Consider the following 23,627-nt stretch of genomic DNA (forward strand, 5'->3'; position numbering starts at 1 on the left):
CAAATGTAGGAGCGAGGCTTGCCCGCGAAGGCCCCCGCCCAGACAACACTTTCTCCAAGGCCAGACAAGGAGCAAAACCCATGACCTTCTCCATCACCGCCCGCTGCCCCGACACCGGCCAGCTCGGTATCGCCATCAGTTCTTCCAGCATCGCCGTCGGCGCCCGCTGCCCGTGGCTGCTGCCCGGCGTCGGCGCGGTTTCGACGCAAAACATCACGTTGCCGTCCCTCGGCCCGGAAACCCTCGCCCTCATGGAGCAAGGCCTCGCGCCCGCCGATGCACTGGACAAGGTCCTGACCCGCAACGGCTACAGCCAATATCGCCAGGTCACCGCGATTGATCACCTCGGTCGCACCGCGCATTTCAGCGGCTCGGAAACCCTCGGCACCCACAACGCGGTGTCGGGCGAGCAATGCGTGGCGGCCGGCAACATGCTGGCGGACCGGTCGGTGATCGAGGCCATGGTCCGCGCCTTCGAGCAAGGCGAAGGTCAACTGGCTGATCGCTTGCTGGCAGCGATGCAAGCGGCCATCGCGGCCGGTGGTGAAGCCGGGCCGGTGCATTCGGCGGCCATGGTCGTGGTCGGCGAACTGACTTGGCCGATCATCAACCTGCGGGTGGATTGGGCGGATGAAGACCCGATTGGCCAGTTGGGACAATTGTGGGACGCCTATCGCCCGCAGCTTCAGGACTACATCGACCGCGCCCTGGCGCCGGACAGGTCCCCAGGCTACGGCGTCGCCGGAGACGACCGATGAGCGCCAGCCGCGATTTGCTGGAAACGCTGGTGGCGTTCGACACCACCAGCCGCGAATCCAACCTGCACCTGATCGAGTTTGTCCGCGACTACCTCGCCCGCTTCGAAGTGCCGTGCGAACTGGTCTACAACGACGAGCGCAGCAAGGCCAACCTCTTCGCGACCATCGGCCCGGCGGATGTGCCGGGCATCGTGCTGTCGGGGCACACCGATGTGGTGCCCGTCGACGGCCAGCCGTGGACCGTGGCGCCCTTCGCACTCAGCGAGCGCGACGGCAAGCTGTACGGGCGCGGCACGGCGGACATGAAAGGCTACATCGCTTGCGTACTCGCCCTGGTGCCGGCGCTGGTGAAGGCCACGCTGCGGCGGCCGGTGCATATCGCGCTTTCGTACGATGAAGAAGTCGGCTGCCTGGGCGTGCGCTCGCTGCTCAAAGTGCTGGAACAGCGCCCGGTCAAACCGATGCTGTGCATCATTGGCGAGCCGACCGAGCTCAAACCGGTGTTGGGTCATAAGGGCAAACTGGCGATGCGCTGCGACATTCATGGCCAAGCCTGCCATTCGGCGTACGCGCCGCTGGGGGTCAATGCGATTGAATACGCCGCCGAACTGATCGGTGAACTGGGGCGAATTGGCCAGCGGCTCAAGGCGCCGGAGCATCACGACGGGCGTTTTGATCCGCCGTTCAGCACGGTGCAAACCGGGGTGATCTCCGGTGGCAAGGCGTTGAACATCGTGCCCGCTGATTGCCGTTTTGATTTTGAGGTCCGCGCCCTGCCCTCGTTTGATCCAAACGATGTGGCGCAGGAGCTGAAGACTTACGCCGAGCAGCAGGTCCTGCCACGCATGCGCGCCGTGAGTGAGCAGAGCGATATCCGCTTCAGCGAGTTGTCGGCGTATCCCGGTTTGGTGACTGATGAGCGCAGCGAAGCGGCTGAATGGATCGCAGCCTTCTCGGGTTCCCGGGAGTTCGGGACAGTGGCGTTCGGCACTGAAGGCGGACTGTTTGATGCGGTAGGCATTCCAACGGTAGTGTGTGGTCCAGGCAGCATGGATCAGGGCCACAAGCCGGACGAGTTCGTCAGCGTCGAGCAGTTGAACGGCTGCGATGCCCTGCTGCAACGGATGTTGGCATCGATCAGTTAAGGATCAGGCCCGACGCTCAGGTATAGAGTCGGGCCAATTCTTCCTGGCAGTAATCCACGAACAACTGCACCGGTTTGGTCAGTTGCGACCGTCTGAGCCACGCCGCCGACAATCCCGAACCGGTCACCGTTTCGGCGAGCGGGATGCACACCAGTTGTTGCCCGTCATAGGTGTACGGCGAGAACGGTTTGGTCACCAGAATCGAAAAGCCAAAACCGCGCCCGACCATGCCGCGCACCATCTCGATCGACGGCGAGCTGAAGACGATGTGCGGGGTCAGCCCGCGCTCTTCGAAAATGCTCACGAAGTAGGTTCGGCTCGGCACCACGTCGAGCAAAATCATCGGCTCCAGCACCAGGTCGTCCAGCGACACTTTTGCTTGTTGCGCGAAGCGATGGTCCGCTGGCAGCAGAGCATAGGGCTGCTGCGGCGGCATCAGGGGAACGGTCTCGATCGTGCTGTCCAGGTCGTGTTCGAACAGCATCGCCAGGTCGATGCTGCCGGCGGTCAGGGCCTGCACCAGTTCCTGCTGTTCGCCGTCGCGAATGCGGATTTCCACCCCCGGCCAGCGCTCCTTGAACCCGGCGATCAAGCGCGGCAGGTACAGCGGCGCCACGGTCTCAAAGCAGCCGATATCGATCTGCCCGGCCACCACGTCGTTGTCCGCCAGGGCGTTCTGCTCAAACTCGTGGGCGACCCGCAACAGCTCCAGCGCCTTGCGGTAAAACCGCGAGCCGCTGGGCGTCAGCGAAACACCCTGGGCGTGATGGCGGATAAACAGCTGCACGCCAAAGCTTTCTTCCAGGTGTTTGATCGCCGTCGACACCGACGGCTGGGCGATATACAGCTTGCGCGAAGCTTGCGCCACGCTGCCGCATTCGGCGGTGGTGACGAAATAGCGCAGCTGTCGCAGGTTGTAAGCGGCCATGCGGACCCTCCAGAAAACACACACCACACCCATATCCTGTAGGAGCAAGGCTTGCCCGCGATAGCGATCTCACGGACGCCATCGCGGGCAAGCCTTGCTCCTACAGAGGGCGGTGTTGGCTGGTTAACCGCGCGAACACCGCACCCAGAACATACCGGACCCACCCAAACCACGGGCATATATTTTTTAAGGTTTAAGGCAACAAACTTACTAATTTATCTATCCCGGTGCATTGCACATCATCACTCCAACAAGAAAAGCGTCGCCCATGCGGCGCTCACCGAAGTACGTCCACGTACTCACTTTGCCTTGGAGTTCGTCATGGTCACCTCTGCAACAACCTCCGCCCCGCTGATCGAGAAACACACGATCGGCTACGTTCCCCCGGAAGATCGCCATGGAAAGGTCCGGGACCTGTTCACCCTCTGGTTTGGCGGCAACATCGCGCCGCTGCCCATCGTCACCGGCGCCCTCGGTGTGCAACTGTTCCACCTGAACCTGGTGTGGGGCATCGTCGCCATTCTGGTCGGGCATCTGGTCGGCGGCGTGCTGATGGCGCGGCACTCGGCGCAAGGCCCGCAGATGGGCATCCCGCAGATGATCCAGAGCCGCGCCCAGTTCGGCTCCCTCGGTGCGCTACTGGTGGTGCTGATCGCCGGAGTCATGTACATCGGCTTCTTCGCCTCCAACATCGTCCTCGCCGGCAAGTCCTTGCATGGCGTGGTCGACAGCGTGCCGGTGCCGGTGGGCATCGTTATCGGCGCCCTCGGTTCCGGCATCATCGGCATCATCGGCTACCGCTTCATCCACGTGCTCAACCGCATCGGTACCTGGGTGCTCGGCGCCGGCATCGTGCTCGGCTTCGGCTACATCTTCACCCACGTGCAGACCGCCGACTTTCTCACCCGTGGCAGCTTCAACATCTCCGGCTGGCTCGCCACCGTGTCGTTGGCGGCGCTGTGGCAGATCGCGTTCGCGCCGTACGTCTCCGACTACTCGCGCTACCTGCCGGCCGACGTGCCCGTGGCCTCGACCTTCTGGACCACCTACCTGGGCACCGTGCTCGGCTCCAGCCTCTCGTTCATCTTCGGCGCCGTCGCCGTCCTCGCCACACCGGTCGGCATGGACACCATGGACGCGGTCAAACTCGCCACCGGCTCCATCGGCCCCTTGATGCTGGTGCTGTTCCTGCTCAGCGTCATCAGCCACAACGCCCTCAACCTCTACGGCGCCGTGCTGTCGCTGATCACCCTGATCCAAACCTTCGCCTACCGCTGGATCCCCACCGCCAAGAGCCGCGCCGTGCTCTCGATCATCGTCCTCGGTGCCTGCTGCTTCGCCGCTGTCGGCGCCTCGGCCGACTTCATCGGCCACTTCGTCGACATGGTGCTGGTACTGCTCGTCGTGCTGGTGCCATGGACCGCGATCAACCTGATCGACTTCTACGCGATCCACAAAGGTCAGTACGACATCGACTCGATCTTCCACGTCGATGGCGGGATCTATGGCCGCTACAACCCACAGGCGCTGTTGGCCTATGCGATCGGGATCATCGCGCAGATTCCATTCATGAACACGCCGCTGTACGTCGGGCCGATTTCCGAGCACATCAACGGCGCGGATCTGTCCTGGGTGGTGGGGCTACTGATTACGTCGCCGCTGTATTTCTGGTTGGCGAGTCGGGACAGTGCTTATAAGCGTCGGTTGTCCACCGGGAAACTGGCGAGCGCCGGGTAAGCGCTAATGCAGATTTTTCAAGCGTAAAAAAAACCCGCACTGAGTTGCGGGTTTTTTCTATTCTTGCCTTCAGCCCCCCAAACCGGACATCCATATGCCCAGCCCCGAATCCACCCTGCTCCAGAGCTGGCACCACAACGCCCAATCCTGGATCGAAGCCATCCGCAACGGCACGCTCGAAAGCCGTGTCCAGGTTACCGACCAGGCCATCCTGTTGGCGATATTGGGCCGGCAGCCCGAGCGCGTGCTCGATCTGGGCTGCGGCGAAGGCTGGTTGTTGCGGGCGCTGGCTAAACGGGGCATTGAGGCGGTCGGGGTCGATGGTGACAGGACGCTGGTCGAGGCGGCGCGGGCGGCGGGGTCTTCGTCGGTGCATGTGGCGAGCTATGAACAGTTGGTCGAGGCGCAGGTGGATATTGGCAGTGGCTTTGATTTGATCTGCGCCAACTTCGCTTTATTGCATCAGGACATCATTCCGCTGCTCGCCGCCATGAACGCCCTGCTCGCCCCCGGCGGTGCGCTGGTGATCCAGACGTTGCACCCCTGGACCGTGGCGGCGGGCGATTATCAGGATGGCTGGCGGGAAGAGACCTTTGCCGGGTTCAAGGGCCAATGGCAACCCATGCCGTGGTACTTTCGCACGTTGTCCAGTTGGCTCAATGCGCTGGACATGGCCGGGTTTCGGCTGGCCGGCCTGCAGGAGCCGCAGCACCCGCAAAGCCCTGTGCCGCAGTCGTTGCTGTTGGTGGCCGAACAACGGGGGTGATCTGTCCCTACGAACTGTCCATCCGCGGTCCATGTGATCACGGCAAGCACACTAGATAAGGTCCGTCTCATGAGCAAAGCGTCCTACGTTCCGCCCAAGGTCTGGAAAAATAACGCACCGTCCGGGGGCCAATTCGCCAGCATCAATCGCCCGATTGCCGGGCCGACCCATGACAAGGCGTTACCCCTGGGCAAGCATCCGTTGCAGCTGTATTCGCTGGCCACGCCCAATGGCGTGAAGGTGACCATCCTGCTTGAGGAACTGCTGGCGCTGGGGCATACCGGCGCCGAGTACGACGCCTGGCTGATCCGCATCGGCGAAGGTGATCAGTTCTCCAGCGGCTTTGTCGAGATCAACCCGAACTCGAAGATCCCGGCGTTGCTGGACCGCAGCGTTGAACCTGCGATTCGCGTGTTCGAGTCCGGTTCGATCCTGCTGTACCTGGCGGAAAAGTTCGGCGCCTTCCTGCCGACTGATCTGGCTGGACGCACCGAAACCCTGAACTGGCTGTTCTGGCAAATGGGCGCGGCGCCGTACCTGGGCGGCGGTTTCGGGCATTTCTACGCCTACGCGCCGGAGAAGCTTGAGTACCCGATCAATCGCTTCACCATGGAAGCCAAGCGTCAGCTGGATGTCCTCGATCGTCGTCTTGGTGAAAGCCCTTACCTGGCCGGTGACAGCTACACCATCGCCGATATTGCGGTCTGGCCCTGGTACGGCCAACTGGTGCGCAACAACGTGTACTCGGCGGCCGAGTTTCTCTCAGCCCAGGAATACACCCATGTGCAGCGCTGGGCCGAGGAGATTGCCAAGCGGCCGGCGGTCATCCGTGGGCAACGCGTCAACCGCACATGGGGCGACGAGGCGAGCCAGGTGCCTGAACGGCACCAGGCCGATGATCTGGCTTAGCTGATCACGTCGGCGGCTGGATCGGGCTCACTCGATCCGGCCGCCGGCGCCATGATTTCGCGCAACGACATGGATTTGAAGGCCTCGACCAGGCCGCGCCCCTCCTCCGGGGTACAGGAAACGGCCAAGCGCATGGTCGCTTCCCCGAGATGCCAGATCAGAAACGCCGACTCCCGAACCTGTCGCGCATCACTGCCCGGAAACACCCGCAGCATCGCATCGCTCAGCAACCCGCCTGCCACACGACTCTCCTGCAACTCCAGCGCCATCAGCTGTTTGTCCGCCTGCATCCCGGACCAGATATCCCGCATGGCCGGTGTCGCCAGAACGATTTCGTAATACAGATCGAGCAGCTCGGAATACGCCGTTCTCAGTCCTTGCGCGTCCTCAACGGCGCCCAGCGCCTCTTCGATACAACGACGGCTTTCAGCGTTATAGCGCTCGGCCAGCGTGCGAATCACCGAGCTTTTGTCCGGAAAGTACTGATACAGCGAGCCGATCGAGATCTCTGAACGCTCGGCAATCTCACTCATCTTGACCTGGTCACTGCCCTTGCTCGCGATCAAATCAGTGGCGACGGCGAGAATCCGTTCCTGGCGGTCGCGGCTGCGTTGCTGTGTGGGATTGCGCCGCGTCGGCTCTGCAACAGACGGTTCGACGGTATCGAGGGTTTTCTTGGGCACTGGCGTAAATCTCCCGGACGAGAACATGACATAGGCTCACTTTAGCATCGGACCGATACCGGGCCACCACGGGTATTTGCCGTACGTCGGGCTCGGCAATTCTGCTCGTTGACAGTAAAACATGAGGGACTATCATCTTTTAAACGTGAGCATTACTCACATTAACCCGAAGGAGATGAAACGATGAAAACCGAACAAGAAACCATCCTGATTCTCGGCGCCACCGGCAAAACCGGACGGCGAATTGCCCAACGCCTGCAAGCTGCCGGCCGGCCCGTTCGCCTGGGTTCTCGCGCGGCGAGCCCCGCTTTCGACTGGGAAGATCGAACCACCTGGGCCGCGGCGCTGGAGGGCATTTACGCGATGTACCTTTCCTTTCAACCCGACCTCGCCGTCCCGGGCGCGCTCGAAACGGTTAAAGCGTTCACCGATCAAGCGGTCAACAGCGGCGTCCGCAAACTGGTGTTGCTGTCCGGGCGCGGTGAGGTCGAAGCCGAACAGGCCGAACAGGTCATACAGGCCAGCGGCGTCGACTGGACGATCCTGCGCGCCAGTTGGTTTTTCCAGAATTTCAGCGAAGCGCACTTCCTCGAGCCCATCCAGCAAGGGGAACTTGTCCTGCCCGTGGGCACTATCGCCGAGCCTTTCATCGATGCCGAAGACATTGCCGAAATCGCCGTCGCGGCGCTGACCCAACCCGGACACTCACGCCAACTCTATGAACTGACCGGCCCACGCGCGCTGACCTTTGCCGAAGCGGTGAAGGAAATCGCCCGTGAGACCCAGCGCGATATCCAGTTCGCCTCAGTCCCGGCGGACGATTATCGCCAAGCATTGGAACAGGCAGAACTTCCAGCCGAAGTGATCGACCTGGTGCTGTACCTGTTCACCACCGTGCTCGATGGCCGCAATACGTCGGTAGCCGATGGCGTGCAGCGTGCGTTAGGGCGGCCGGCGCGGGACTTTAGCGATTATGTCCGGCGCACGGCGGCGACCGGGGTGTGGGCCAGCGAAGGATAACGTCCCATTATTCAGTCCGACTTCAATAGCTGAGGGAATGAAGTGCTGAGCAATCATCGTTTGTCCCCCTACGCGATGATGCTCAGAATCGGGCGCAGACGTTACCCGCTGTTTTTCCCTCTGAACGCGTCAGAACCGCCAGAAAGTGAGCCCTTTTCCTTCTTCACCATTCGCCTCAGGAGATCACAATGAATAAAACCATTTCTCGTCGTAGCGGAGGTCAGATATTGGTGGATGCCTTGCGCATCCATGGCGTCAAAAGGGCTTTTTGTGTGCCGGGAGAAAGCTACCTGGCGGTTCTCGACGCATTGCATGACGTGCAAGAAGACATCGATCTGATTGTTTGCCGTCAGGAAGGCGGTGCCGCCTATATGGCAGAAGCCTACGGCAAGCTCACCGGAGCGCCGGGCATCTGCTTCGTGACTCGCGGCCCAGGTGCAACCAACGCCGCGGTTGGCGTCCACACCGCCTTCCAGGACTCGACGCCGATGATCCTCTTCATTGGCCAGGTCGCTCGCGATCAGCAGTATCGCGAAGCATTCCAGGAGGTCGACTTTCGCCAGATGTTTGGCCCCTTGGCGAAGTGGGTCGTACAAATCGACGACACCCGAAGAATTCCCGAACTGGTGAGCCAGGCGTTTCACCGAGCAGTCAATGGCAGGCCGGGGCCGGTCGTGGTCGCCCTGCCAGAAGACGTGCTGACCGAAATGGCCGAGGTCAGTGATGCCGGCGCGTTCAAACGGGTGTTGATGACGCCGGCAGTCGAGCAAATGGCGGCCATGCAGCAACTGCTTGAGCAATCGGAACGGCCATTGATGGTGTTGGGCGGCAGCGGCTGGGATCCCGAGTCCGTGCAGGACATTCGCCTTTTTGCAGAACAGCAGCATCTCCCGGTGGCCGCCTCCTTTCGTTGTCAGGACCTGTTCGACAATCGGCACCCCAACTATGTCGGCGATCTTGGGTTCGCGGCCTCCGCACAGTTGTCGTTAGCCGTGAAAGAGGCTGACCTGCTGCTGGTCGTCGGCTCGCGAATGGGGGAAGTGTCGACAGGCGGATACGTGGCCCTGGATATTCCCGTCCCCAAGCAAACCCTGATTCACATTCACCAAGGTATCGAGGAGCTGGGACGGGTCTATCAACCGGCGTTGGCGATCAACAGCAGTATGTCGAGTTTCGCGAAAGCAGCCGCAGGACTGCCACCCACAAACCCGCAAAAAACCAGTGAGTGGACGCGCACGCTGAATCAGCATTACCTGCAAAACCTGGAACGCACATCCTCCCCCGGCCCAGTGCAAATGGCCGACATCATTGAGTGGTTGAATCACAGGCTTCCAGATGACGCGATCCTGACCAATGGCGCCGGCAACTATGCCGTCTGGCTTCAACGCTTCTATCAGTTCCGCCATTACCGCACCCAGTTAGGTCCCACCAACGGCTCCATGGGTTACGGCGTGCCGGCTGCCGTGGCCGCCAAACTGACCTGTCCGGATCGCGTGGTGGTTTCGTTCTCCGGGGATGGCTGCTTCTTGATGAATGGTCAGGAGCTCGCCACCGCCGCGCAATACGGGGCCAATGTGATTTTCGTGGTGGTCAACAACGGCATGTACGGAACCATCAGAATGCACCAGGAGCGCAATTACCCTGGGCGCGTGTCCGGTACGCAATTGCACAACCCGGATTTCGCCGCACTGGCCCAAGCCTATGGACTGCATGGCGAGGTGGTCGCCGAGACCTGCGACTTTGCGCCCGCCTTCGAGCGCTGCCTGACCATGTCCCGGCCATCGTTGATTGAGGTCAGAGTCGACCCGGAAGCCTTGACCCCTCGTCTCAGCCTGACGCAGATCAGGGAGCAATCAAGCAAACAGTGAGCGGCCATTTCCAGAGTCGGTCGTCAAACAGTCGATTGCACCACCGCTTGCCGCCCCTTGAAGGCCAGTGAACGACGGTGGTTAATAAACGCTAAGACAATGCACATAATGCCTGCCATCGGCTCGGTGGCTGCTGACGTTTGCAGGGCCTAACCAACATCCAGCACGGAACGCACATGAATTTTTTCAAGAAGCTTCTCGGTTCACTGAAAGGTCCAGCAACCCCGGACGCCCAGCCACCTCACGCATTTTCCGAGCCGGTAGCTGCCGACAACCCGACAGCATTCGAAGTGGCCAATGAGGCCGCTCGACAAGCCAGCGAGGCGTGCCTGGATCGTCATTGGCGCGCGGTCGGCACCGTCGAGCAGGATGTCCTTGCCTACTTCATCAGTCCGAGCCTGTCAGGTGGACCTTACTGGCCCTCGACCCGCCAGGCCTACCGGGTGGTCCGCCGTGGCGATTCGATCATCCTCGCCACCGAAGGCCTGTCCGACCCGTTCGATGATGCTGAAGGGATGGGCAATGGTTTCGAAATGGAGTTATTCATCGAAACCGCCGATATCCCCGTGCACGCCCGCGGCCCTGTGGGTGAGGTCAATCCTTTCCAGCGCAGTTGGGCCTTCGAGCTGCTGGAACACGTGGCCAAGACCGTGGCCGACGCGGGAGGAATCACCCATCAGCTTGAACAATACGGCGCGCTCTCCCTCGAATGTCCCGGGGTCAGCCAGTCGCACCACATGAAAGATCAACTTCCCCAACATTTCATCACCGCTGACGACTCGACCGGCGTCTTGCTGGGCGCCCCGGAAGCGGATTTCCCGACCCGCCTGGACGACATGCCCTTATCGCCGGTCAGCCTGGTTCCGGTGGTATTGATCACGGCGTCGGAGCTTGAATACGTCCGTGCCGGTGGGCGCGCGGCGCGCGAGGATCTGGTGATCCGCCTGAAAGCTGCGGGCGTCGGGCATATGAGCAGCCTGCAGCGTGCCAGCGTTGTGTGACCGGGCGGTTCAAATGAAAATTTACCGTCCAAGGTTCTGGTCGCTGGATTCGGGCATTGATTACAGCGCCCCGGTCATCCACCTCAACGATATCGTGCCGGCCGTGGGTAAAAAGACATTCGCGTTCTTTGATCGCGACGACCGCCTGGAAGCCGGCGCAACCATTCTGCTGATCTGGTGCCCGCCCGTGTCCGACTTGAATGGCTGGAGTGAACAACCTTCCGAAATTGCGCAAAGCCATCTCTTGAAAGCACACGTCATCGGCGTGGCCCAAGCGTGCGCGCATCCAGCTCCCCATGGCGAGCGCAAGTACGAACTTGAGATCCTCTCGTGCGAACGATTACTGCCAGCCCTGCAAGCACTTCCAGAGGAGTCGACATCCTGGAATCTGCAAGGCATTGGCAGCGAGCAAGGGAATTTTCTGGCATGGGATGAGCTGCACTGGTGTGGTCGCGCGCTCGTTGAAGGATTTACCTATTTAACGGCGAATACCTCAAACGAGGCGCACCTGGAATTGATCCTCGAGGAATCCGGCGACGAGCTGTTCGGGCTTTTTTCAGTGCACATCGATCCCGGTGGCACCTTTCATGAGATGGGCAGGAAGCAGCTCACGGGCGAGGAACGACGAGTCGTCGAACGGGCCATTAAGCTGGCGCACCCGCTGCAAGATTCACAGGCGCTCTACTTGGTGCAGTGACGCGTCGGCATCCGTCACTCTTCAAACCGCCCCGTGCCTTCACGATCACCCGCGTACCGTCGCGTCAGCGGAAACGCCGGCAACCAGGCCTCGCGACGCACGGTCCAGCTTTCATAGGTGGGCGTCAGTTGGTCGGGTGCGTCCAGGCAGCCGAGGTTGACTTCGATCTCGTCGGCGCTGCGGTTGAACACCGACGAGCCGCAGCGGGGACAGAAACACCGCCCGGCGTAGTCGCGGGTTTCGCCTTCGATCGTCACCGCCTCCTGGGGGAAAATCGCCGAAGCGTGAAATAACGCTCCGTGATGTTTGCGGCAGTCGAGGCAGTGACACAGGCCGACGCGATAGGGTCGGCCCGAGGCCTCGATCCGGACATTGCCGCACAGGCAACCGCCAGTGAATCGGTCCATGCTGTGTCTCCTCTGAAATCATGCGAAAGGCCTGTTAAAAATAGTCCAAGCAACCCCCGTAACAAACCTGTCACGCCCCGCCTGCTATCTTCCCCGCCCTGCCCCCATTGCCCTGCCCAAGGTGCACCTCAAGGTGTTCTCAACCTCGACACGCCAGTCAATCATCCTCAGGTCCAACGACATGCGCTGCGACGACTTCGGCGCGCTGTTCTCGAAGCTGTTCGGCAACCGCTACGCCGACACGCCGCCCCCGCCGGGGCACATCATCATCGGCGGGGTCTACGGCCGGCACGAAGGCGTGAGTTTTCGCCGTATGCACTATCGAGGCGACTTCACGGTGGCCTTTCCCGATCCCGTGGATGAAATCACCTTCGTCATTCCCACCGCTGGCACGATTGTCTTCAACCACGGCACCGAGTCGGTAGGCGTTGCCCACGTTGGGCTGGCGATCGACAAGGCGGATATTCGCTCGATGCGGTTTATCGACAACCATGCGCAGCACGGGATTTCGATCCGGCGCGGGCTGATCACCGAACGTCTGTCGATGCTGCTGGGCAAGCCGATCTTGAACCCGCTGATTTTCGAGCCGCAGGTGGATCTGGATTCCCCGGCGTTCCAGGGCATCAAGGCTTTGATCGATCTGGCCACAGGCACCGAGTTCGACCTGCTGATCAACGCCGGTACGCTGATACCCTCGCGCCTTCGGGAAATGCTGGTGGACGCGGTGCTGGAGGCCTGGCCGCACAACTTCAGCCAAGCCCTTCGCCGCCCTGAGCCGCTGATTGCGCCACGGCATGTGAAGCGGGCGGTCGAGTACATTCAGGCACATCCCGACAACCTGGTCAGCGGCACGGAGCTGGCGCGGCTGAGCAACGTCAGCCAGCGTGCTTTGCAGGAGGGGTTTCGGCGGTTTGTGGGGATGTCGATCGTGGCCTATCAGCGGCAGGTGCGTCTGGAGCGCGCCTACGCTGCACTGGCGGACGGTGCGTTCACGTCCGTGACCGAGGTGGCCGTGCGATACGGGTTCAGCAATGTCGGCAGGTTTTGCCAGTACTTTCAGAACGCCTACGGTATCAGCCCGGCGGAGGCGAAAAACGGCCTGAAAAACCGACGCTGAACACGACGAGCAACCTGTGGCGAGGGAGCTTGCTCCCGCTGGGTCGCGAAGCGGCCCCCTGCTCTATCTGAAAAGCAGGGGACTGTTGCGCAGTCCAGCGGGAGCAAGCTCCCTCGCCACAGTTTGGGTGTTGATCAGAACAGATAGCTGGCCTTGAGACCGCCGCTGAAGCCGTGGCTGTCACCTCCACCGCTGGCGCCGACTTCGGCACCCAGGCTCAATGCGCCAAGGTTGGCCATGAGATTGACGCCGCCGCTGAACTGATCGCGGTTGTCGAAGGCGGCACGCTGTTCGATGTCCAGGCCCAGCAAGTGGCCTTCGCTGTCGACGGTGTGATCGCCCAGCACATGCTCGTAACCCACTTCAACACCCGGCACCAGGTTCCACGCGCCCATGCCCATCGGTGCGAACGAGGCCTTGAGGTTGGCCACGGCACTGCGGCGGGTGGCCTGGAGGCCATCGACATCGAGGGCCAGTTCGCTGCCCTTCTCCTGAAAGCCCGACACGTCCAGATGACTGACGCGCACACCGAGACTCGGTTCGAGGATCATGCCGCTCACCGGCAAACGGTAGCCCAGCGCCAGGCTCGCTCCACTGAGGTTGCCATGGCTGTCGCCCTTGGCCGAACCGAGCCCACCGCCGAGGTCGCGCTTGCTGTCGTAGTCGAGCCAACCGGCATTGACGTCGGCGTCGACAAATAGTCCGCGTTCCAGACCGCCCGGCGCATAACGCGCACCCACGCTGAAAAAGGTCAGGTCGGTATCCGCCTCGCCGCCCGCCCCGCCGACATTGCCGCGACTGTAGCCGAAGCCGGCATGGGCGCTAAGTTGTTCGGATAAGCGTTGCGTCAGGCCGACCATCAACCCTTGGCTGTGCTCGTTGCTGCTGGCGGTGTGGGCCGAGCCGTCAGTGCCCAGATAGCCCGTCAGCGCAGTGCTCCATAACCGGTATTGGCCGACCTTGAGGTCCGTGCCGCTGCTGAACGGCGCCGACGCCTGTTCAATCATCGCGCCTTGACGCAGCAGATAACTGGCAGCGTCCGCATGCACCTGGCCGCCGACGGTGGATTCGACCCCACCGAGGCTGCCGGCATCGATGGCCGATTGCAGGTAGTTGTTGTAGGCGCTGTAGGTGCCGGAGAGGTGGCTGTTCTGCAACTGTTGCAACAACTGCGCGCCGGCAGCGGCATTGCCGATCAGGCCGGCCTGGCCCGGCAGGCTGTTGTATTCGACCATTTTGCCGCGCAACACATAGAGGGTTTCCTGGGACAGACCCAGGCCTTGCTTGAGGTAATTGTCCATGCTGCCGTATTGCGCGATCACCTGATCCAGACCTGCCTGCAAGTAGCTGGCCTCGACCCCGAGCAGCGGCGCATAGACCGCCGCCATGCCCGCCGGCATCGCCTTCAGGGTCGCGGCCACCCGCGCGGCGGTGTAGTCGTTGGTCGCCAGGTAGTTGCTCATGATCGTGGCACTGTCGACGCCTGCGATGCTCTGCAACACAGCCGCAGTCCAACCGGTGCGGTCCTTGCCGGCGGTGCAGTGGAACAGCGCGGCGCCGTCGACACTCGCCAGTTCATTGAACAACCGGGTGAACTGGCTGCGCATCCCCGCATCACTGACGAACGCGCGGTTGGTCTGCTGCATCATGGCGATGGCATCGGCGGCGCTTTTGAACGAGACCGTGGTGATGTTCGCGCCGGACGTGGTGCTGCCGATGATGTCGATGTTCTCGTAGGTCGCCCCGGTGAGTAGTGTGTCGGGCGTGGCGGCGATCTCACTCGGCGTGCGCAGGTCGTAGATCGCCTTGATGCCGAGGCCATTCAACGTGGCCAGATCCGCCGCCGACGGCGTCAGCGCGTTGGAGCGATAGAACACGCCGCTGCGCATCGTGCCATCGTGGGCCGTGGAGTAGGCGGTGGTAATGCCGGCGATATCGCGGAAATTGTCGATGCTGCGCAGGTGCGGAGTATCGAGGGCAGTGCTCTCGGCAGCCTGGGCGGCGGCAATGGACAGGCTCAAAACGGACAGCGAACACAGAAGACGTTGAAACACGGGGCAGCCTCATTGGAAACGCGTTGGGCTGGCCACTATCTGCAATGAAGTGAGACTGAATGTGACAAATGGCCGAGGGTTGAAAATGCCGGCGCGATGGGGCCGTGGTGTGCGTTTTCTGTCCATGTTCGTGCGACTTGTGCCGCTCGTCAGTGGCTTAGCACCTTTTCCCGTCCTGTTCTTCCAACGTTTTGTACCCCTCGCTGGAGGATAAAACGATGAACAGAACAATCGCCGCGCTCACCTTCGCGAGCCTGCTGATGCCCTGCAGCCTTGTCGCGTTGGCCGCCGAGAAGACCGCCGCAGAATCCGCCACCCCGGCCACCGCTGAATCCAACGACGAAAAGGCCAACAAAAAGGGCGAGGAAGCGTCAGGTTCAAGCTCCGGCGCCGACTCCCAATCCATGGAAAAAGAAGCCGACTCCTCGACCGAAACGACGGACAAGCCACAACCGCCGAAACAGTGACGGTGTTGCCCCAAGTTGTGCGCGACATCCGTAATGCGTACCGCCACATGCGTGATTCCCGGCACCGGGTTTGCGTTGAGCGTCAGGGCACAAAATAAAACCCTCTATTACAGTCGCTGCCCCCCTTATCTTTTATTCATATGAGATTTCAAACGGCAAGCTCGAATTCGCCACCCCGGCCTTGATCGCTTGGCCATTGAGCACATACGCCGCGCCGACTTCGACCGTTCCATAACCCGCACCGCCGCCGACGGATTTCAAGTTACCGACGATGGTGTTATCGAAGGTGCTCCCCAGGTTGATAATCCGATTGCCTTCATTCACCGCAACGATCGCAATGGCACCACCCTTGGCTGCGTTGCCGCCCCCGGTACCGGTCACCTTGAGTAACCGACGATCATTCGGATCGACGCCCGTGCCGCCCGTCGTCGCTTTAAAGGTCATCACAATGGTCCGGAAGGAACCTCTTGAGGCGCAAAAGACTTCCAGTGTGATTTTCCTGACGCCCTGGGTCACGAAAGACGCACCGCTGACACTCGGCATATTGGTAAAGGCCACATCCCCCATGTTGATCTTCTGTTTGAGGTCACCGGTCTCGACACTGCAGCTTTTATCCACATAAGTACCGGTAAAACGGACGGTGCCTGTCGCTGCAAACGTCATGCTCGGGAGCAGGACGGAGACTACAAAAGCGCTTATTGAACTTGAAACGTTCTTCATTGACTTGATCACCCCCGCAATTGGCACTGCTCAATCTGTTTCTTTAATCACCGAACGATTGTGAACAATGCCCGAAGCTGTCCAGACTAGAGACTGGCGTGGAAGATCGTTGTAGGAGCACTCCGATGAAAATGTAGGACCACAACGATCGATCATGAATGATGGGGACTACAAAAAAGGTGTCTCGATTCTGCTGGCGTGGCACGTAAACTGATCCACACTCAATCCCAATCGAAAAAATCATGAGGCCCGCAGTGCGAACATTTGATCTGATCCGCGATGCCGTTTTGCCTGAGTTCCGCGACCGGGTGTCCGAATACCTGGTCGAGTACGAAATCGTGCTGCGCGAGCAGGCGCCCGATTCGGAGTCGGTGCGCGCGGTCGCCAACCAGTTGCGCGGGTATTTGCGCGGCCTCAACACCACGCGAGTGCTGGGCATGGCCGACTGGGAAGAGCTGGATCGGCGGATTGTGGAGTCGTGGCTTTAGCGCCGGCCTCTGCGAAAAACAGGGCCAAACGCATACAATCGCCGTCTCTCTCCAAAAACCAGCCAGGCCCGTCAGGAAATGCCGCTCGACCCGCTCACGATGTTGACACTCTCGGTCGCGCTTGCCGCGGCCGCCGCGCTGTACCTGGCGATCGAATGGCGCAGTATTCGTGAGCCTTCGCTGCTGTTCTGGAGCGCCGGGTTTGCCACGATCAGCGTGGGCTCCACCCTCGCCCTGCTACGCAGCAGCGGTTTTCTGCTGATCGGCATCTGGTTCGCCAACGGCCTGCTGGTGACCGCCCACTTCCTGTTCCTGCTCGGCGTTGCGCGCTTCACGCAAACGCGCCTGTCCCGCGGCTGGTGGCTGATCTTCCTCGTTTGGCTGGCCATGCTGTTGTTACCGGACGGGCCCATCTGGTCGAAAGTCATGCTGCTGGCCAACTCGCTGCTGGTCGCGCTATCGACGTTGCGGGCCAGTTTACTCTTGCGCCCGCACGGCAAGTCGTTGAGCGTGGGCGCGGTGCAGTTGCGTTATGTGCTGCTGATCCACGGCAGCTTCTATGTGGCCAAGGCACTGACCGCCGTGATTCCCGGCACGCTGATCGATCTGGCCGCGTTGCGGGGCGAGATCATTCAGATTTCCCTGGTCGAAGGCGCGATGGCAATCATGCTGATCGCGTTGTCGATGACCGGCACCGAACGCTACCGGCGGGAGAAACAGATCGCCCGGCTGGCGGCACGCGATCCGTTGACCGCCCTGTACAACCGCCGCGCCCTCGAAGTACGGGCACCGCGCCTGTTCGAGGACGTCTGCGCAACTCGCCCTGGCGCCTTGCTGCTGATCGATATCGACCACTTCAAACCGGTCAACGACCTGCACGGCCACACCGCCGGCGACCGCTTGCTCGTGGCCCTGAGCGAGCTGATTCGCGCGCACCTGCCCGAAGCGGCACTGGCGGCGCGACTTGGCGGTGACGAGTTCATCATCTTGCTCAATAACACCTCGACCGAGCGGGTCATCAGCCTGGGCAACGCTCTGCGCGAACAATTTCAGCAAACCGCCGCACAAACATTCACCACGCCCGAAACGGTGACGCTGAGCATCGGCGCCACCCTCTTCGATCAACCGCCCGTCAGCCTGGCAGCATTGATCGAGCAAGGCGACGCCGCGCTCTACGCGTCCAAGCGTGGCGGACGCGACAGCATTCGTCTGGTTGATCGGACAGTCGCCGGAAGCGAATCCATGCCCGACCGCGTTCAGCGTTAAACTCCGCCAACGTCTGGCTCTAATCGTTCAGAAGGACCGCGCCATGCCTCATTTCGAAACGTCCCTGCAAGACATCGCCGCGCCCGAAGGCGTCTGCTACGGCTGCGGCGGCAGCAACCCGCATGGGCTGCACATCAAGAGCGCCTGGGATGAAGACGGCGTGCACGTGATCGCCGAGCACATTCCCGATACCAAATACTGCGGCTGGCCGGATCTGGTCTACGGCGGCTTGATCGCGATGCTGGTCGACTGCCACTCCAACTGGACGGCGATGGCCTATCACTACCGCGTGGAGCAGCGTGAACCGGGAAGCCTGCCGCGCATCGATTGCGTCACCGGCAACCTTGGGATCAAGTTCATCAAACCGACGCCCATGGGCGTGCCGCTGACCCTGCGAGCGAAAGTCGAGGGCGATGTCGGGCGCAAAACCCGCGTCATCTGCGAGGTCTACGCCGGCGATGTGCTTACCGCGATCGGCGACTCGATCTTCGTGCGGGTGGACACCGGGCAATTGGCGAACACGGCGCACGGCCGATGAAAACCGGGGTCATTTCCGACACCCACGGCCTGCTCCGCCCCGAAGCCATCGCGGCCCTGCAAGGCTGTGAGCACATCATTCACGCAGGCGATATCGGCAGCCCGGAGGTCCTCGCGCAGTTGGCAGCGATTGCGCCGGTGCAGGTGGTGCGCGGCAACAATGACCTGGACGCGCCCTGGGCGCGCGAATTGGCCGATTGTCTGCGTTTTGACCTCAACGGCTGGCAGGTGCTGCTGGTACACGACATCGCCGACGTGGCGGCCAATCTGGATGACAGTATCCAATTGGTGATCACCGGCCATTCGCACAAACCGAGCATCGAATGGCGCGGCCAGGTGCTTTACCTGAACCCGGGCAGCGCCGGGCGTCGGCGCTTCAAACTGCCGGTCACGCTGGCGCTGCTTGAGGTGCTCGCCGATTCCATCGAACCGCGCCTGGTGCCGCTGCTTGAATGATGGGTCGCCCTGCGCCGTGCTTAAATAGCGCCCATTGAAAGCCCAGACACTGCGCGCAATACCGTACAACGAGAACAACCATGAACAGCCATTTTGAGAGAACAGCATGATCGAGGTCACCGAGGTTTCCATTGCCGAGCTGCGTGCGGCGCTCGAATCGGGCCAGACCACGTCAGTTGAGTTGGTCCAGGCTTATCTCGCCCGCATCGACGCCTATGACGGCCCCGACACCGCCACCGCCCTCAACGCCGTGGTAGTGCGCAACCCCGAGGCGCTGAACGAAGCCCAAGCCTCCGACGCCCGCCGGGCCAAAGGCCAGACGCTGGGCCCGCTCGATGGCATCCCCTACACGGCCAAGGACAGTTACCTGGTGAAAGGTTTGACCGCTGCGTCCGGCAGTCCGGCCTTCGCCAACCTCGTCGCGCATCGCGATGCGTTCACTATCGAACGGCTGCGCGGCGCCGGGGCGATTTGCCTGGGCAAGACCAACATGCCGCCGATGGCCAACGGCGGGATGCAGCGCGGGGTCTATGGCCGGGCTGAGAGTCCGTACAACGCGGACTACCTCACGGCGCCTTTTGCTTCCGGCTCGTCGAACGGCGCCGGCACGGCCACCGCCGCCAGTTTCGCGGCATTCGGTTTGGCGGAAGAAACCTGGTCGAGCGGTCGCGGCCCGGCGTCGAACAATGGCCTGTGCGCCTACACGCCGTCGCGCGGGATCATCTCGGTGCGCGGCAACTGGCCGCTGACCCCGACCATGGACGTGGTCGTGCCGTTCGCCCGGACCATGGCTGACTTGCTTGAAGTGCTCGACGTCGTGGTCGCGGAAGATCCCGATACACGCGGCGACCTGTGGCGGCTGCAACCGTGGGTGCCGATTCCGAGCGTTGCTTCGGTGCGCCCTGCGTCCTATGCCGAGCTGGCCGCCAACCCCGAGGCACTTGCTGGTAAGCGTCTTGGTATTCCTCGCATGTACATCAATGCCGATCCTGAAGCGGGTACGTCAGAAGCGCCGGGGATTGGTGGCCCAACCGGGCAACGCATCAACACCCGCGACTCGGTGATCGAGCTTTGGAAACAGGCGCGCCAGGTACTCGAAGCGGCGGGCGCTGAAGTGATCGAAGTTGATTTCCCGCTGGTGTCCAATTGCGAAGGCGATCGCCCCGGCGCGCCGACGGTGTTCAATCGCGGCATCGTATCCAAGGAGTTCCTGCACCATGAGTTGTGGGACCTGACGGCGTGGGCGTTTGATGATTTCCTGCGGGCCAATGGCGATCCGAAATTGAATCGCCTGGCGGATGTGGATGGACCGCTGATCTTCCCCCATGACCCGGGGACGTTGCCTAATCGCGAGGGCGATCTGGCGGCGGGCATGGATGAATATGTGCGCATGGCTGAGCGCGGGATTACGCCGTGGGACCAGATCAGCACCGTGCCCGACGGACTTCGAGGGCTGGAACAAACCCGCCGACTTGATCTTGAACACTGGATGGATCGGCTTGGGCTGGATGCGGTGCTGTTCCCGACCGTTGCTGATGTCGGGCCGGCGGATGCGGATGTGAATCCTGCGTCGGCGGACATTGCCTGGAGTAATGGGGTTTGGGTAGCCAATGGCAACCTCGCCATCCGCCATTTGGGCGTTCCCACCGTCACCGTGCCGATGGGTGTGATGCCGGACATTGGGATGCCGGTCGGGCTGACGTTTGCCGGGCGTGCCTATGATGATTCGACGTTGCTGCGGTTGGCGGCGGCGTTTGAAGCAACGGGCAGCAAGCGGATGATTCCCCCGCGCACCCCGGCACTGTCTGACTGACATAGATCTGAAGCAACACAAACACCTTGTGGCGAGGGGGCTTGCCCCCGTTCGGCTGCGAAGCAGTCGCAAAACCATTGCACGCTGTGTGCCTGATGCACCGTGGTGATAGGTTTTGGGGCCGCTGCGCGACCCAACGGGGGCAAGCCCCCTCGCCACAGATTAGTGTTGTGCCCAACTACACATTTAATGAACCCTGCCCGCCACCACCCACCTAAAGAAATGACTTTCAGGAGGTGGCTAATGCAAATCGAATACGTCTGGATCGCACTCGCGGCAATACTGGTGGTGATTGAACTGTGGGCGATCAACAAAGTGATCAAAAGCGGCAGCAAGGTCGACAACAAAGGCGTGTGGATCGTCGTCATCGTCTTCGTGCCCTTGATCGGCCTCATCGCTTGGGCACTGGCCGGCCCGAAACACAGCACCCACAGCGCGCAATAACCAAGCCGCCGCACACTCGCTTTTTTTGTGGCGAGGGGGCTTGCCCCCGTTGGGCTGCGAAGCAGCCCCCCAGCACTTCAAAAAGCCCCGAAGACTCGGGGCTTTATCATTTCTGAGCATCCCGCACCCGCGGAGCTGCCGGAGGCTGCGATCTTTTGATCTTCACGTCCGAAAACCATGTAGGAAAACACCCTTTGTGGTGAGGGAGCTTGCTCCCGCTGGGCTGCGAAGCAGCCCCAATCCCTTGCCCCCGATTTCCTAAGACATTTCCGAACGCCCAGCCCGCAAGGGTTTCGTGGCCAATCGCAGCAAATCTCCTTCACCAAAACAGCCTAAAAGGCGTCCTACCCCCCGGTTGCGGGCCATAAAGTGCCCACCTATATTCGAGCCGTCGCTAACAGAAATTGGCGATAGGGTTTCGCAGCCCTGTAGAAGTGGATACACACCGTCAAATGACAACTGTGGCAAAATTCGCCACCGTTACGTTTTATGGCGGCTGTGTGTGGGAGACCTTCGGGTCTGCCGGTTTTAGTCTCTTCTCCGGTCTGCGAACCCGCACATAGCTGCCACCCATTTGTTTCGCAGCAGAAAGGTGGCACTTCTAATCAATTGAAGAGCTGATCCTATGACTACGAACAATCCGCCACGCCGCTTCACCCCCATGTCCCAATTCGCCACCGACTACCCCGTCCTCCTAATCGACAACGACGCCCCCATCCGCGAACTCCACAACTGCGTCAGCGAACGCCTCAACGCCGTCCTCAAATACCTCAACCTCATGGCCTGCACCAGCCTGCCGGACTACGCCGAAAACGACATCAACACCGTCACCCACATCGCCTGGATCCTGATCCGGGATGTGCATGATGTGTTTCGGGTGATTGAGCGGCGTGGGTTTGATACGCCACCGAATCAGTAACCCGAATCAAGTCGCAAAAAAAACCGCATGTCTGCGGTTTTTTTACGTCGTCCTGAAGCTGGTCCAACAACCCACCCTGCCAATCCAGCCATGCAACCCGCGCCCCTTCCACCAATATCAACTTAGTGGCACTCTGCCGCCTATTTGGCCTATCTCTGCGGGATTCATTTTGCTCGAACCAGTAATCCCGCCCATTTCTCAAACCGCTACGGACAGAAACGCCCATGAAACCGCTGTACTTAAGCTCGCTACTGCTGCTAATCGCAGGTTGCTCGCCGATCCCGCAATACGAAGCCCCCGCCAACGCCCCACAAGCGCAGATCCGCAGCGAAATGGACGCAATGATCAATCGTCGCAACTACCTGACCCTTAGCGCAGCGCCGACCATGGCCTGCAAATACGGCCGATCGGTGCCCGTGACACCCGCTCGGCAACTGTTCTCGGTCTGGGGTGGCTACCCATCGACACCCTCGAGACCCGAAGGTTTTCGAGCCATCGAAGCGGGCAAGCCGATCCATCTTTTGCTGGAAGGCGGGGCCAGCGGCAACCGCAGATGCACGGTCGATTTTGTCACCGAGTTCATGCCGGGCGCTCGCTATGTGATCAAGGGCGGCATCACCGACGGCCCTCATGTCATGAGCGGCTGCCAGATCAACATCGTCGATCTGGATTCCGGGGTTCGACTGTTTCAGGCCGAGCAGTCAGCGGCCAACGGCTGTGCGCTGGATCGGTTGTCGTTGCCGATACGTTGAGCGCGCGGGCTGATTGAGCACGGGGTCGTTAAATGTGTAATTGGGTGAAATGACGCTGGAAATAAGGTGATAGATCTTTGTTTAAATAGAACTGTCACCATTTTTGGGATCAAGCAGCGCCAGGCTGATTCCTGGTAAATCAGGGAAGTGCGTAATGAGAGTAATCATTGCTGTGTTGTTGATGCTTAGCGGGTACGCCCATGCCAGTTGTGGGCAGATATCCAACAGTGATCAGCGCAACTATTGTTACGCCAAGGAGAGTGGCGGCAGCTGTGGGCAGATCAATGATTCGAATTTGCGCAATGCGTGCAACGCAGAGAAAGGAGGCTCCGGCTGCGGACAGATCAGCGACAGCGATATGCGCAACTATTGCTATGCAAAACAGAGCGGCAGTGGCTGCGGGCAGATCAACAACTCGGATATGCGCAATGCCTGCTATGCGGAAACCAATAATGGCAGCTGTGGCCAGATCTCGGACAGTGACCAGCGCAATCTTTGCTATGCCAAGAAAGGCAATGGCAGTTGCGGGCAGATTTCCAATAGCGATCTGCGGAACCAGTGCGAAGCCATGAAACGCTGACAACTGAAAAGCCCCCGTACATTGTTGGCGAGGCTTTGAGTCGCTACGGTTACTGCAATGCTGAAAAAGGTGGCTGATCTTATTCAAATAGATCT

The 23,627-nt window shown here is 60.9% G+C and carries 25 protein-coding genes; 19 read left to right on the plus strand and 6 right to left on the minus strand.

Translation table 11 applies throughout. The features are described 5' to 3' along the window. The first annotated feature begins 80 nt into the window (after nt 1-80). Both FQ192_RS09935 and argE read left to right on the plus strand, forming a co-directional pair. Nucleotides 81-758: a DUF1028 domain-containing protein gene (locus FQ192_RS09935; protein WP_149658454.1), complete on the plus strand. Its 678-nt coding sequence runs from the start codon at nt 81-83 to the stop codon at nt 756-758. Beyond that, nucleotides 755-1,903, plus strand: coding sequence for an acetylornithine deacetylase (gene argE, locus FQ192_RS09940; protein ID WP_149658455.1), 1,149 nt, complete (start codon nt 755-757; stop codon nt 1,901-1,903). Before FQ192_RS09935 ends, argE begins: the two co-directional genes overlap by 4 nt. Nucleotides 1,904-1,919: 16 nt before the next feature. On the opposite strand, the gene FQ192_RS09945 is transcribed toward argE, so the two are convergent. Continuing rightward, on the minus strand, nt 1,920-2,831 hold the full coding sequence (locus FQ192_RS09945) for a LysR family transcriptional regulator (RefSeq protein ID WP_149658456.1): 912 nt from the start codon (nt 2,829-2,831) through the stop codon (nt 1,920-1,922). 321 nt (nt 2,832-3,152) lie between these two features. On the opposite strand from FQ192_RS09945, the gene FQ192_RS09950 reads away from it, so the two are divergent. The 3 genes from FQ192_RS09950 (at nt 3,153) to yghU (ending at nt 6,243) form a co-directional block, all read left to right on the plus strand. Further along, nucleotides 3,153-4,568: a cytosine permease gene (locus FQ192_RS09950; RefSeq protein WP_149658457.1), complete on the plus strand. Its 1,416-nt coding sequence runs from the start codon at nt 3,153-3,155 to the stop codon at nt 4,566-4,568. Nucleotides 4,569-4,662: 94 nt separating this feature from the next. After that, nucleotides 4,663-5,334 carry a bifunctional 2-polyprenyl-6-hydroxyphenol methylase/3-demethylubiquinol 3-O-methyltransferase UbiG gene (locus FQ192_RS09955; RefSeq protein WP_149658458.1) on the plus strand — a complete coding sequence of 224 codons (672 nt, stop codon included), beginning with the start codon at nt 4,663-4,665 and terminating at the stop codon, nt 5,332-5,334. Between the two features lie 69 nt (nt 5,335-5,403). After that, the gene (gene yghU / locus FQ192_RS09960) at nt 5,404-6,243 is read left to right on the plus strand and encodes a glutathione-dependent disulfide-bond oxidoreductase (protein WP_149658459.1); all 840 of its coding nucleotides are present in this window, start codon (nt 5,404-5,406) and stop codon (nt 6,241-6,243) included. Here yghU and FQ192_RS09965 read toward each other — a convergent pair. Then, nucleotides 6,240-6,953: a TetR/AcrR family transcriptional regulator gene (locus FQ192_RS09965; protein ID WP_149658460.1), complete on the minus strand. Its 714-nt coding sequence runs from the start codon at nt 6,951-6,953 to the stop codon at nt 6,240-6,242. The genes yghU and FQ192_RS09965 overlap by 4 nt on opposite strands. 156 nt (nt 6,954-7,109) lie before the next feature. On the opposite strand from FQ192_RS09965, the gene FQ192_RS09970 reads away from it, so the two are divergent. The 4 genes from FQ192_RS09970 to FQ192_RS09985 all read left to right on the plus strand — a co-directional run bounded on the left by FQ192_RS09970 (nt 7,110) and on the right by FQ192_RS09985 (nt 11,512). Continuing rightward, nucleotides 7,110-7,946 carry an NAD(P)H-binding protein gene (locus FQ192_RS09970; RefSeq protein WP_149658461.1) on the plus strand — a complete coding sequence of 279 codons (837 nt, stop codon included), beginning with the start codon at nt 7,110-7,112 and terminating at the stop codon, nt 7,944-7,946. A gap of 188 nt (nt 7,947-8,134) precedes the next feature. Further along, nucleotides 8,135-9,814: a thiamine pyrophosphate-binding protein gene (locus FQ192_RS09975; protein WP_149658462.1), complete on the plus strand. Its 1,680-nt coding sequence runs from the start codon at nt 8,135-8,137 to the stop codon at nt 9,812-9,814. A gap of 176 nt (nt 9,815-9,990) precedes the next feature. Continuing rightward, a complete protein-coding gene (locus FQ192_RS09980) occupies nt 9,991-10,815 on the plus strand; it encodes a suppressor of fused domain protein (RefSeq protein WP_149658463.1) in 825 nt (274 codons plus the stop codon). 13 nt (nt 10,816-10,828) lie between these two features. Further along, nucleotides 10,829-11,512 (plus strand): hypothetical protein, encoded by a 684-nt coding sequence (locus FQ192_RS09985; protein ID WP_149658464.1) that lies wholly within the window; start codon nt 10,829-10,831, stop codon nt 11,510-11,512. Between the two features lie 14 nt (nt 11,513-11,526). Here the strand turns inward: FQ192_RS09985 and FQ192_RS09990 are convergent, their stop codons facing one another. Continuing rightward, entirely contained in the window at nt 11,527-11,919 is a 393-nt protein-coding gene (locus tag FQ192_RS09990) for a GFA family protein (RefSeq protein WP_149658465.1), read from the minus strand. A 181-nt stretch (nt 11,920-12,100) separates the two neighbouring features. On the opposite strand from FQ192_RS09990, the gene FQ192_RS09995 reads away from it, so the two are divergent. Further along, nucleotides 12,101-13,036, plus strand: a complete 936-nt coding sequence (locus FQ192_RS09995; protein WP_372242334.1) for an AraC family transcriptional regulator — start codon at nt 12,101-12,103, stop codon at nt 13,034-13,036. A 134-nt stretch (nt 13,037-13,170) separates the two neighbouring features. Here the strand turns inward: FQ192_RS09995 and FQ192_RS10000 are convergent, their stop codons facing one another. Next, a complete protein-coding gene (locus FQ192_RS10000; protein ID WP_149658467.1) occupies nt 13,171-15,090 on the minus strand; it encodes a tyrosine-protein phosphatase in 1,920 nt (639 codons plus the stop codon). A gap of 218 nt (nt 15,091-15,308) precedes the next feature. On the opposite strand from FQ192_RS10000, the gene FQ192_RS10005 reads away from it, so the two are divergent. Then, the gene (locus FQ192_RS10005) at nt 15,309-15,557 is read left to right on the plus strand and encodes a hypothetical protein (protein WP_149658468.1); all 249 of its coding nucleotides are present in this window, start codon (nt 15,309-15,311) and stop codon (nt 15,555-15,557) included. 132 nt (nt 15,558-15,689) lie between these two features. Here the strand turns inward: FQ192_RS10005 and FQ192_RS10010 are convergent, their stop codons facing one another. Beyond that, nucleotides 15,690-16,277 (minus strand): fimbrial protein, encoded by a 588-nt coding sequence (locus tag FQ192_RS10010; RefSeq protein ID WP_149658469.1) that lies wholly within the window; start codon nt 16,275-16,277, stop codon nt 15,690-15,692. 254 nt (nt 16,278-16,531) lie between these two features. Between FQ192_RS10010 and FQ192_RS10015 the strand changes: the two genes are divergently transcribed. The 8 genes from FQ192_RS10015 to FQ192_RS10050 all read left to right on the plus strand — a co-directional run bounded on the left by FQ192_RS10015 (nt 16,532) and on the right by FQ192_RS10050 (nt 22,952). Further along, complete coding sequence (locus FQ192_RS10015; RefSeq protein ID WP_149658470.1) at nt 16,532-16,765, plus strand: hypothetical protein; 234 nt, start codon at nt 16,532-16,534, stop codon at nt 16,763-16,765. Between the two features lie 78 nt (nt 16,766-16,843). Beyond that, complete coding sequence (locus tag FQ192_RS10020; RefSeq protein WP_149658471.1) at nt 16,844-18,031, plus strand: GGDEF domain-containing protein; 1,188 nt, start codon at nt 16,844-16,846, stop codon at nt 18,029-18,031. A 43-nt stretch (nt 18,032-18,074) separates the two neighbouring features. Beyond that, complete coding sequence (locus tag FQ192_RS10025) at nt 18,075-18,569, plus strand: PaaI family thioesterase (RefSeq protein WP_149658472.1); 495 nt, start codon at nt 18,075-18,077, stop codon at nt 18,567-18,569. Beyond that, nucleotides 18,566-19,024, plus strand: coding sequence for a metallophosphoesterase family protein (locus tag FQ192_RS10030; protein ID WP_149658473.1), 459 nt, complete (start codon nt 18,566-18,568; stop codon nt 19,022-19,024). Before FQ192_RS10025 ends, FQ192_RS10030 begins: the two co-directional genes overlap by 4 nt. 106 nt (nt 19,025-19,130) lie before the next feature. Next, nucleotides 19,131-20,837, plus strand: coding sequence for an amidase (locus tag FQ192_RS10035; RefSeq protein ID WP_149658474.1), 1,707 nt, complete (start codon nt 19,131-19,133; stop codon nt 20,835-20,837). 243 nt (nt 20,838-21,080) lie between these two features. Beyond that, the gene (locus tag FQ192_RS10040) at nt 21,081-21,281 is read left to right on the plus strand and encodes a PLDc N-terminal domain-containing protein (protein ID WP_149658475.1); all 201 of its coding nucleotides are present in this window, start codon (nt 21,081-21,083) and stop codon (nt 21,279-21,281) included. A 625-nt stretch (nt 21,282-21,906) separates the two neighbouring features. After that, nucleotides 21,907-22,200, plus strand: coding sequence for a fructose-bisphosphate aldolase (locus FQ192_RS10045; RefSeq protein ID WP_149658476.1), 294 nt, complete (start codon nt 21,907-21,909; stop codon nt 22,198-22,200). A 224-nt stretch (nt 22,201-22,424) separates the two neighbouring features. Beyond that, nucleotides 22,425-22,952, plus strand: a complete 528-nt coding sequence (locus FQ192_RS10050) for a hypothetical protein (protein WP_149658477.1) — start codon at nt 22,425-22,427, stop codon at nt 22,950-22,952. Between the two features lie 139 nt (nt 22,953-23,091). Here the strand turns inward: FQ192_RS10050 and FQ192_RS34980 are convergent, their stop codons facing one another. Then, on the minus strand, nt 23,092-23,619 hold the full coding sequence (locus tag FQ192_RS34980; RefSeq protein WP_178129068.1) for a hypothetical protein: 528 nt from the start codon (nt 23,617-23,619) through the stop codon (nt 23,092-23,094). Nucleotides 23,620-23,627: the final 8 nt, after the last annotated feature.

Source organism: Pseudomonas sp. ANT_J12 (assembly GCF_008370045.1).
Classification (GTDB): domain Bacteria; phylum Pseudomonadota; class Gammaproteobacteria; order Pseudomonadales; family Pseudomonadaceae; genus Aquipseudomonas.

Bases quoted from the DNA above. Each gene is read 5' to 3' on its own strand.
- yghU (WP_149658459.1), top strand. From the start codon at position 5,404: ATGAGCAAAGCGTCCTACGTTCCGCCCAAGGTCTGGAAAAATAACGCA.
- FQ192_RS10010 (WP_149658469.1), bottom strand. From the start codon at position 16,277: ATGAAGAACGTTTCAAGTTCAATAAGCGCTTTTGTAGTCTCCGTCCTG.
- FQ192_RS10040 (WP_149658475.1), top strand. From the start codon at position 21,081: ATGCAAATCGAATACGTCTGGATCGCACTCGCGGCAATACTGGTGGTG.
- FQ192_RS09995 (WP_372242334.1), top strand. From the start codon at position 12,101: ATGCGCTGCGACGACTTCGGCGCGCTGTTCTCGAAGCTGTTCGGCAAC.
- FQ192_RS10050 (WP_149658477.1), top strand. From the start codon at position 22,425: ATGAAACCGCTGTACTTAAGCTCGCTACTGCTGCTAATCGCAGGTTGC.
- FQ192_RS10030 (WP_149658473.1), top strand. From the start codon at position 18,566: ATGAAAACCGGGGTCATTTCCGACACCCACGGCCTGCTCCGCCCCGAA.
- FQ192_RS09955 (WP_149658458.1), top strand. From the start codon at position 4,663: ATGCCCAGCCCCGAATCCACCCTGCTCCAGAGCTGGCACCACAACGCC.
- FQ192_RS09985 (WP_149658464.1), top strand. From the start codon at position 10,829: ATGAAAATTTACCGTCCAAGGTTCTGGTCGCTGGATTCGGGCATTGAT.
- argE (WP_149658455.1), top strand. From the start codon at position 755: ATGAGCGCCAGCCGCGATTTGCTGGAAACGCTGGTGGCGTTCGACACC.
- FQ192_RS09965 (WP_149658460.1), bottom strand. From the start codon at position 6,953: ATGTTCTCGTCCGGGAGATTTACGCCAGTGCCCAAGAAAACCCTCGAT.
- FQ192_RS10045 (WP_149658476.1), top strand. From the start codon at position 21,907: ATGACTACGAACAATCCGCCACGCCGCTTCACCCCCATGTCCCAATTC.
- FQ192_RS09980 (WP_149658463.1), top strand. From the start codon at position 9,991: ATGAATTTTTTCAAGAAGCTTCTCGGTTCACTGAAAGGTCCAGCAACC.
- FQ192_RS10035 (WP_149658474.1), top strand. From the start codon at position 19,131: ATGATCGAGGTCACCGAGGTTTCCATTGCCGAGCTGCGTGCGGCGCTC.
- FQ192_RS09950 (WP_149658457.1), top strand. From the start codon at position 3,153: ATGGTCACCTCTGCAACAACCTCCGCCCCGCTGATCGAGAAACACACG.
- FQ192_RS09975 (WP_149658462.1), top strand. From the start codon at position 8,135: ATGAATAAAACCATTTCTCGTCGTAGCGGAGGTCAGATATTGGTGGAT.
- FQ192_RS09990 (WP_149658465.1), bottom strand. From the start codon at position 11,919: ATGGACCGATTCACTGGCGGTTGCCTGTGCGGCAATGTCCGGATCGAG.
- FQ192_RS10025 (WP_149658472.1), top strand. From the start codon at position 18,075: ATGCCTCATTTCGAAACGTCCCTGCAAGACATCGCCGCGCCCGAAGGC.
- FQ192_RS09970 (WP_149658461.1), top strand. From the start codon at position 7,110: ATGAAAACCGAACAAGAAACCATCCTGATTCTCGGCGCCACCGGCAAA.
- FQ192_RS10020 (WP_149658471.1), top strand. From the start codon at position 16,844: ATGCCGCTCGACCCGCTCACGATGTTGACACTCTCGGTCGCGCTTGCC.
- FQ192_RS10005 (WP_149658468.1), top strand. From the start codon at position 15,309: ATGAACAGAACAATCGCCGCGCTCACCTTCGCGAGCCTGCTGATGCCC.
- FQ192_RS09935 (WP_149658454.1), top strand. From the start codon at position 81: ATGACCTTCTCCATCACCGCCCGCTGCCCCGACACCGGCCAGCTCGGT.
- FQ192_RS09945 (WP_149658456.1), bottom strand. From the start codon at position 2,831: ATGGCCGCTTACAACCTGCGACAGCTGCGCTATTTCGTCACCACCGCC.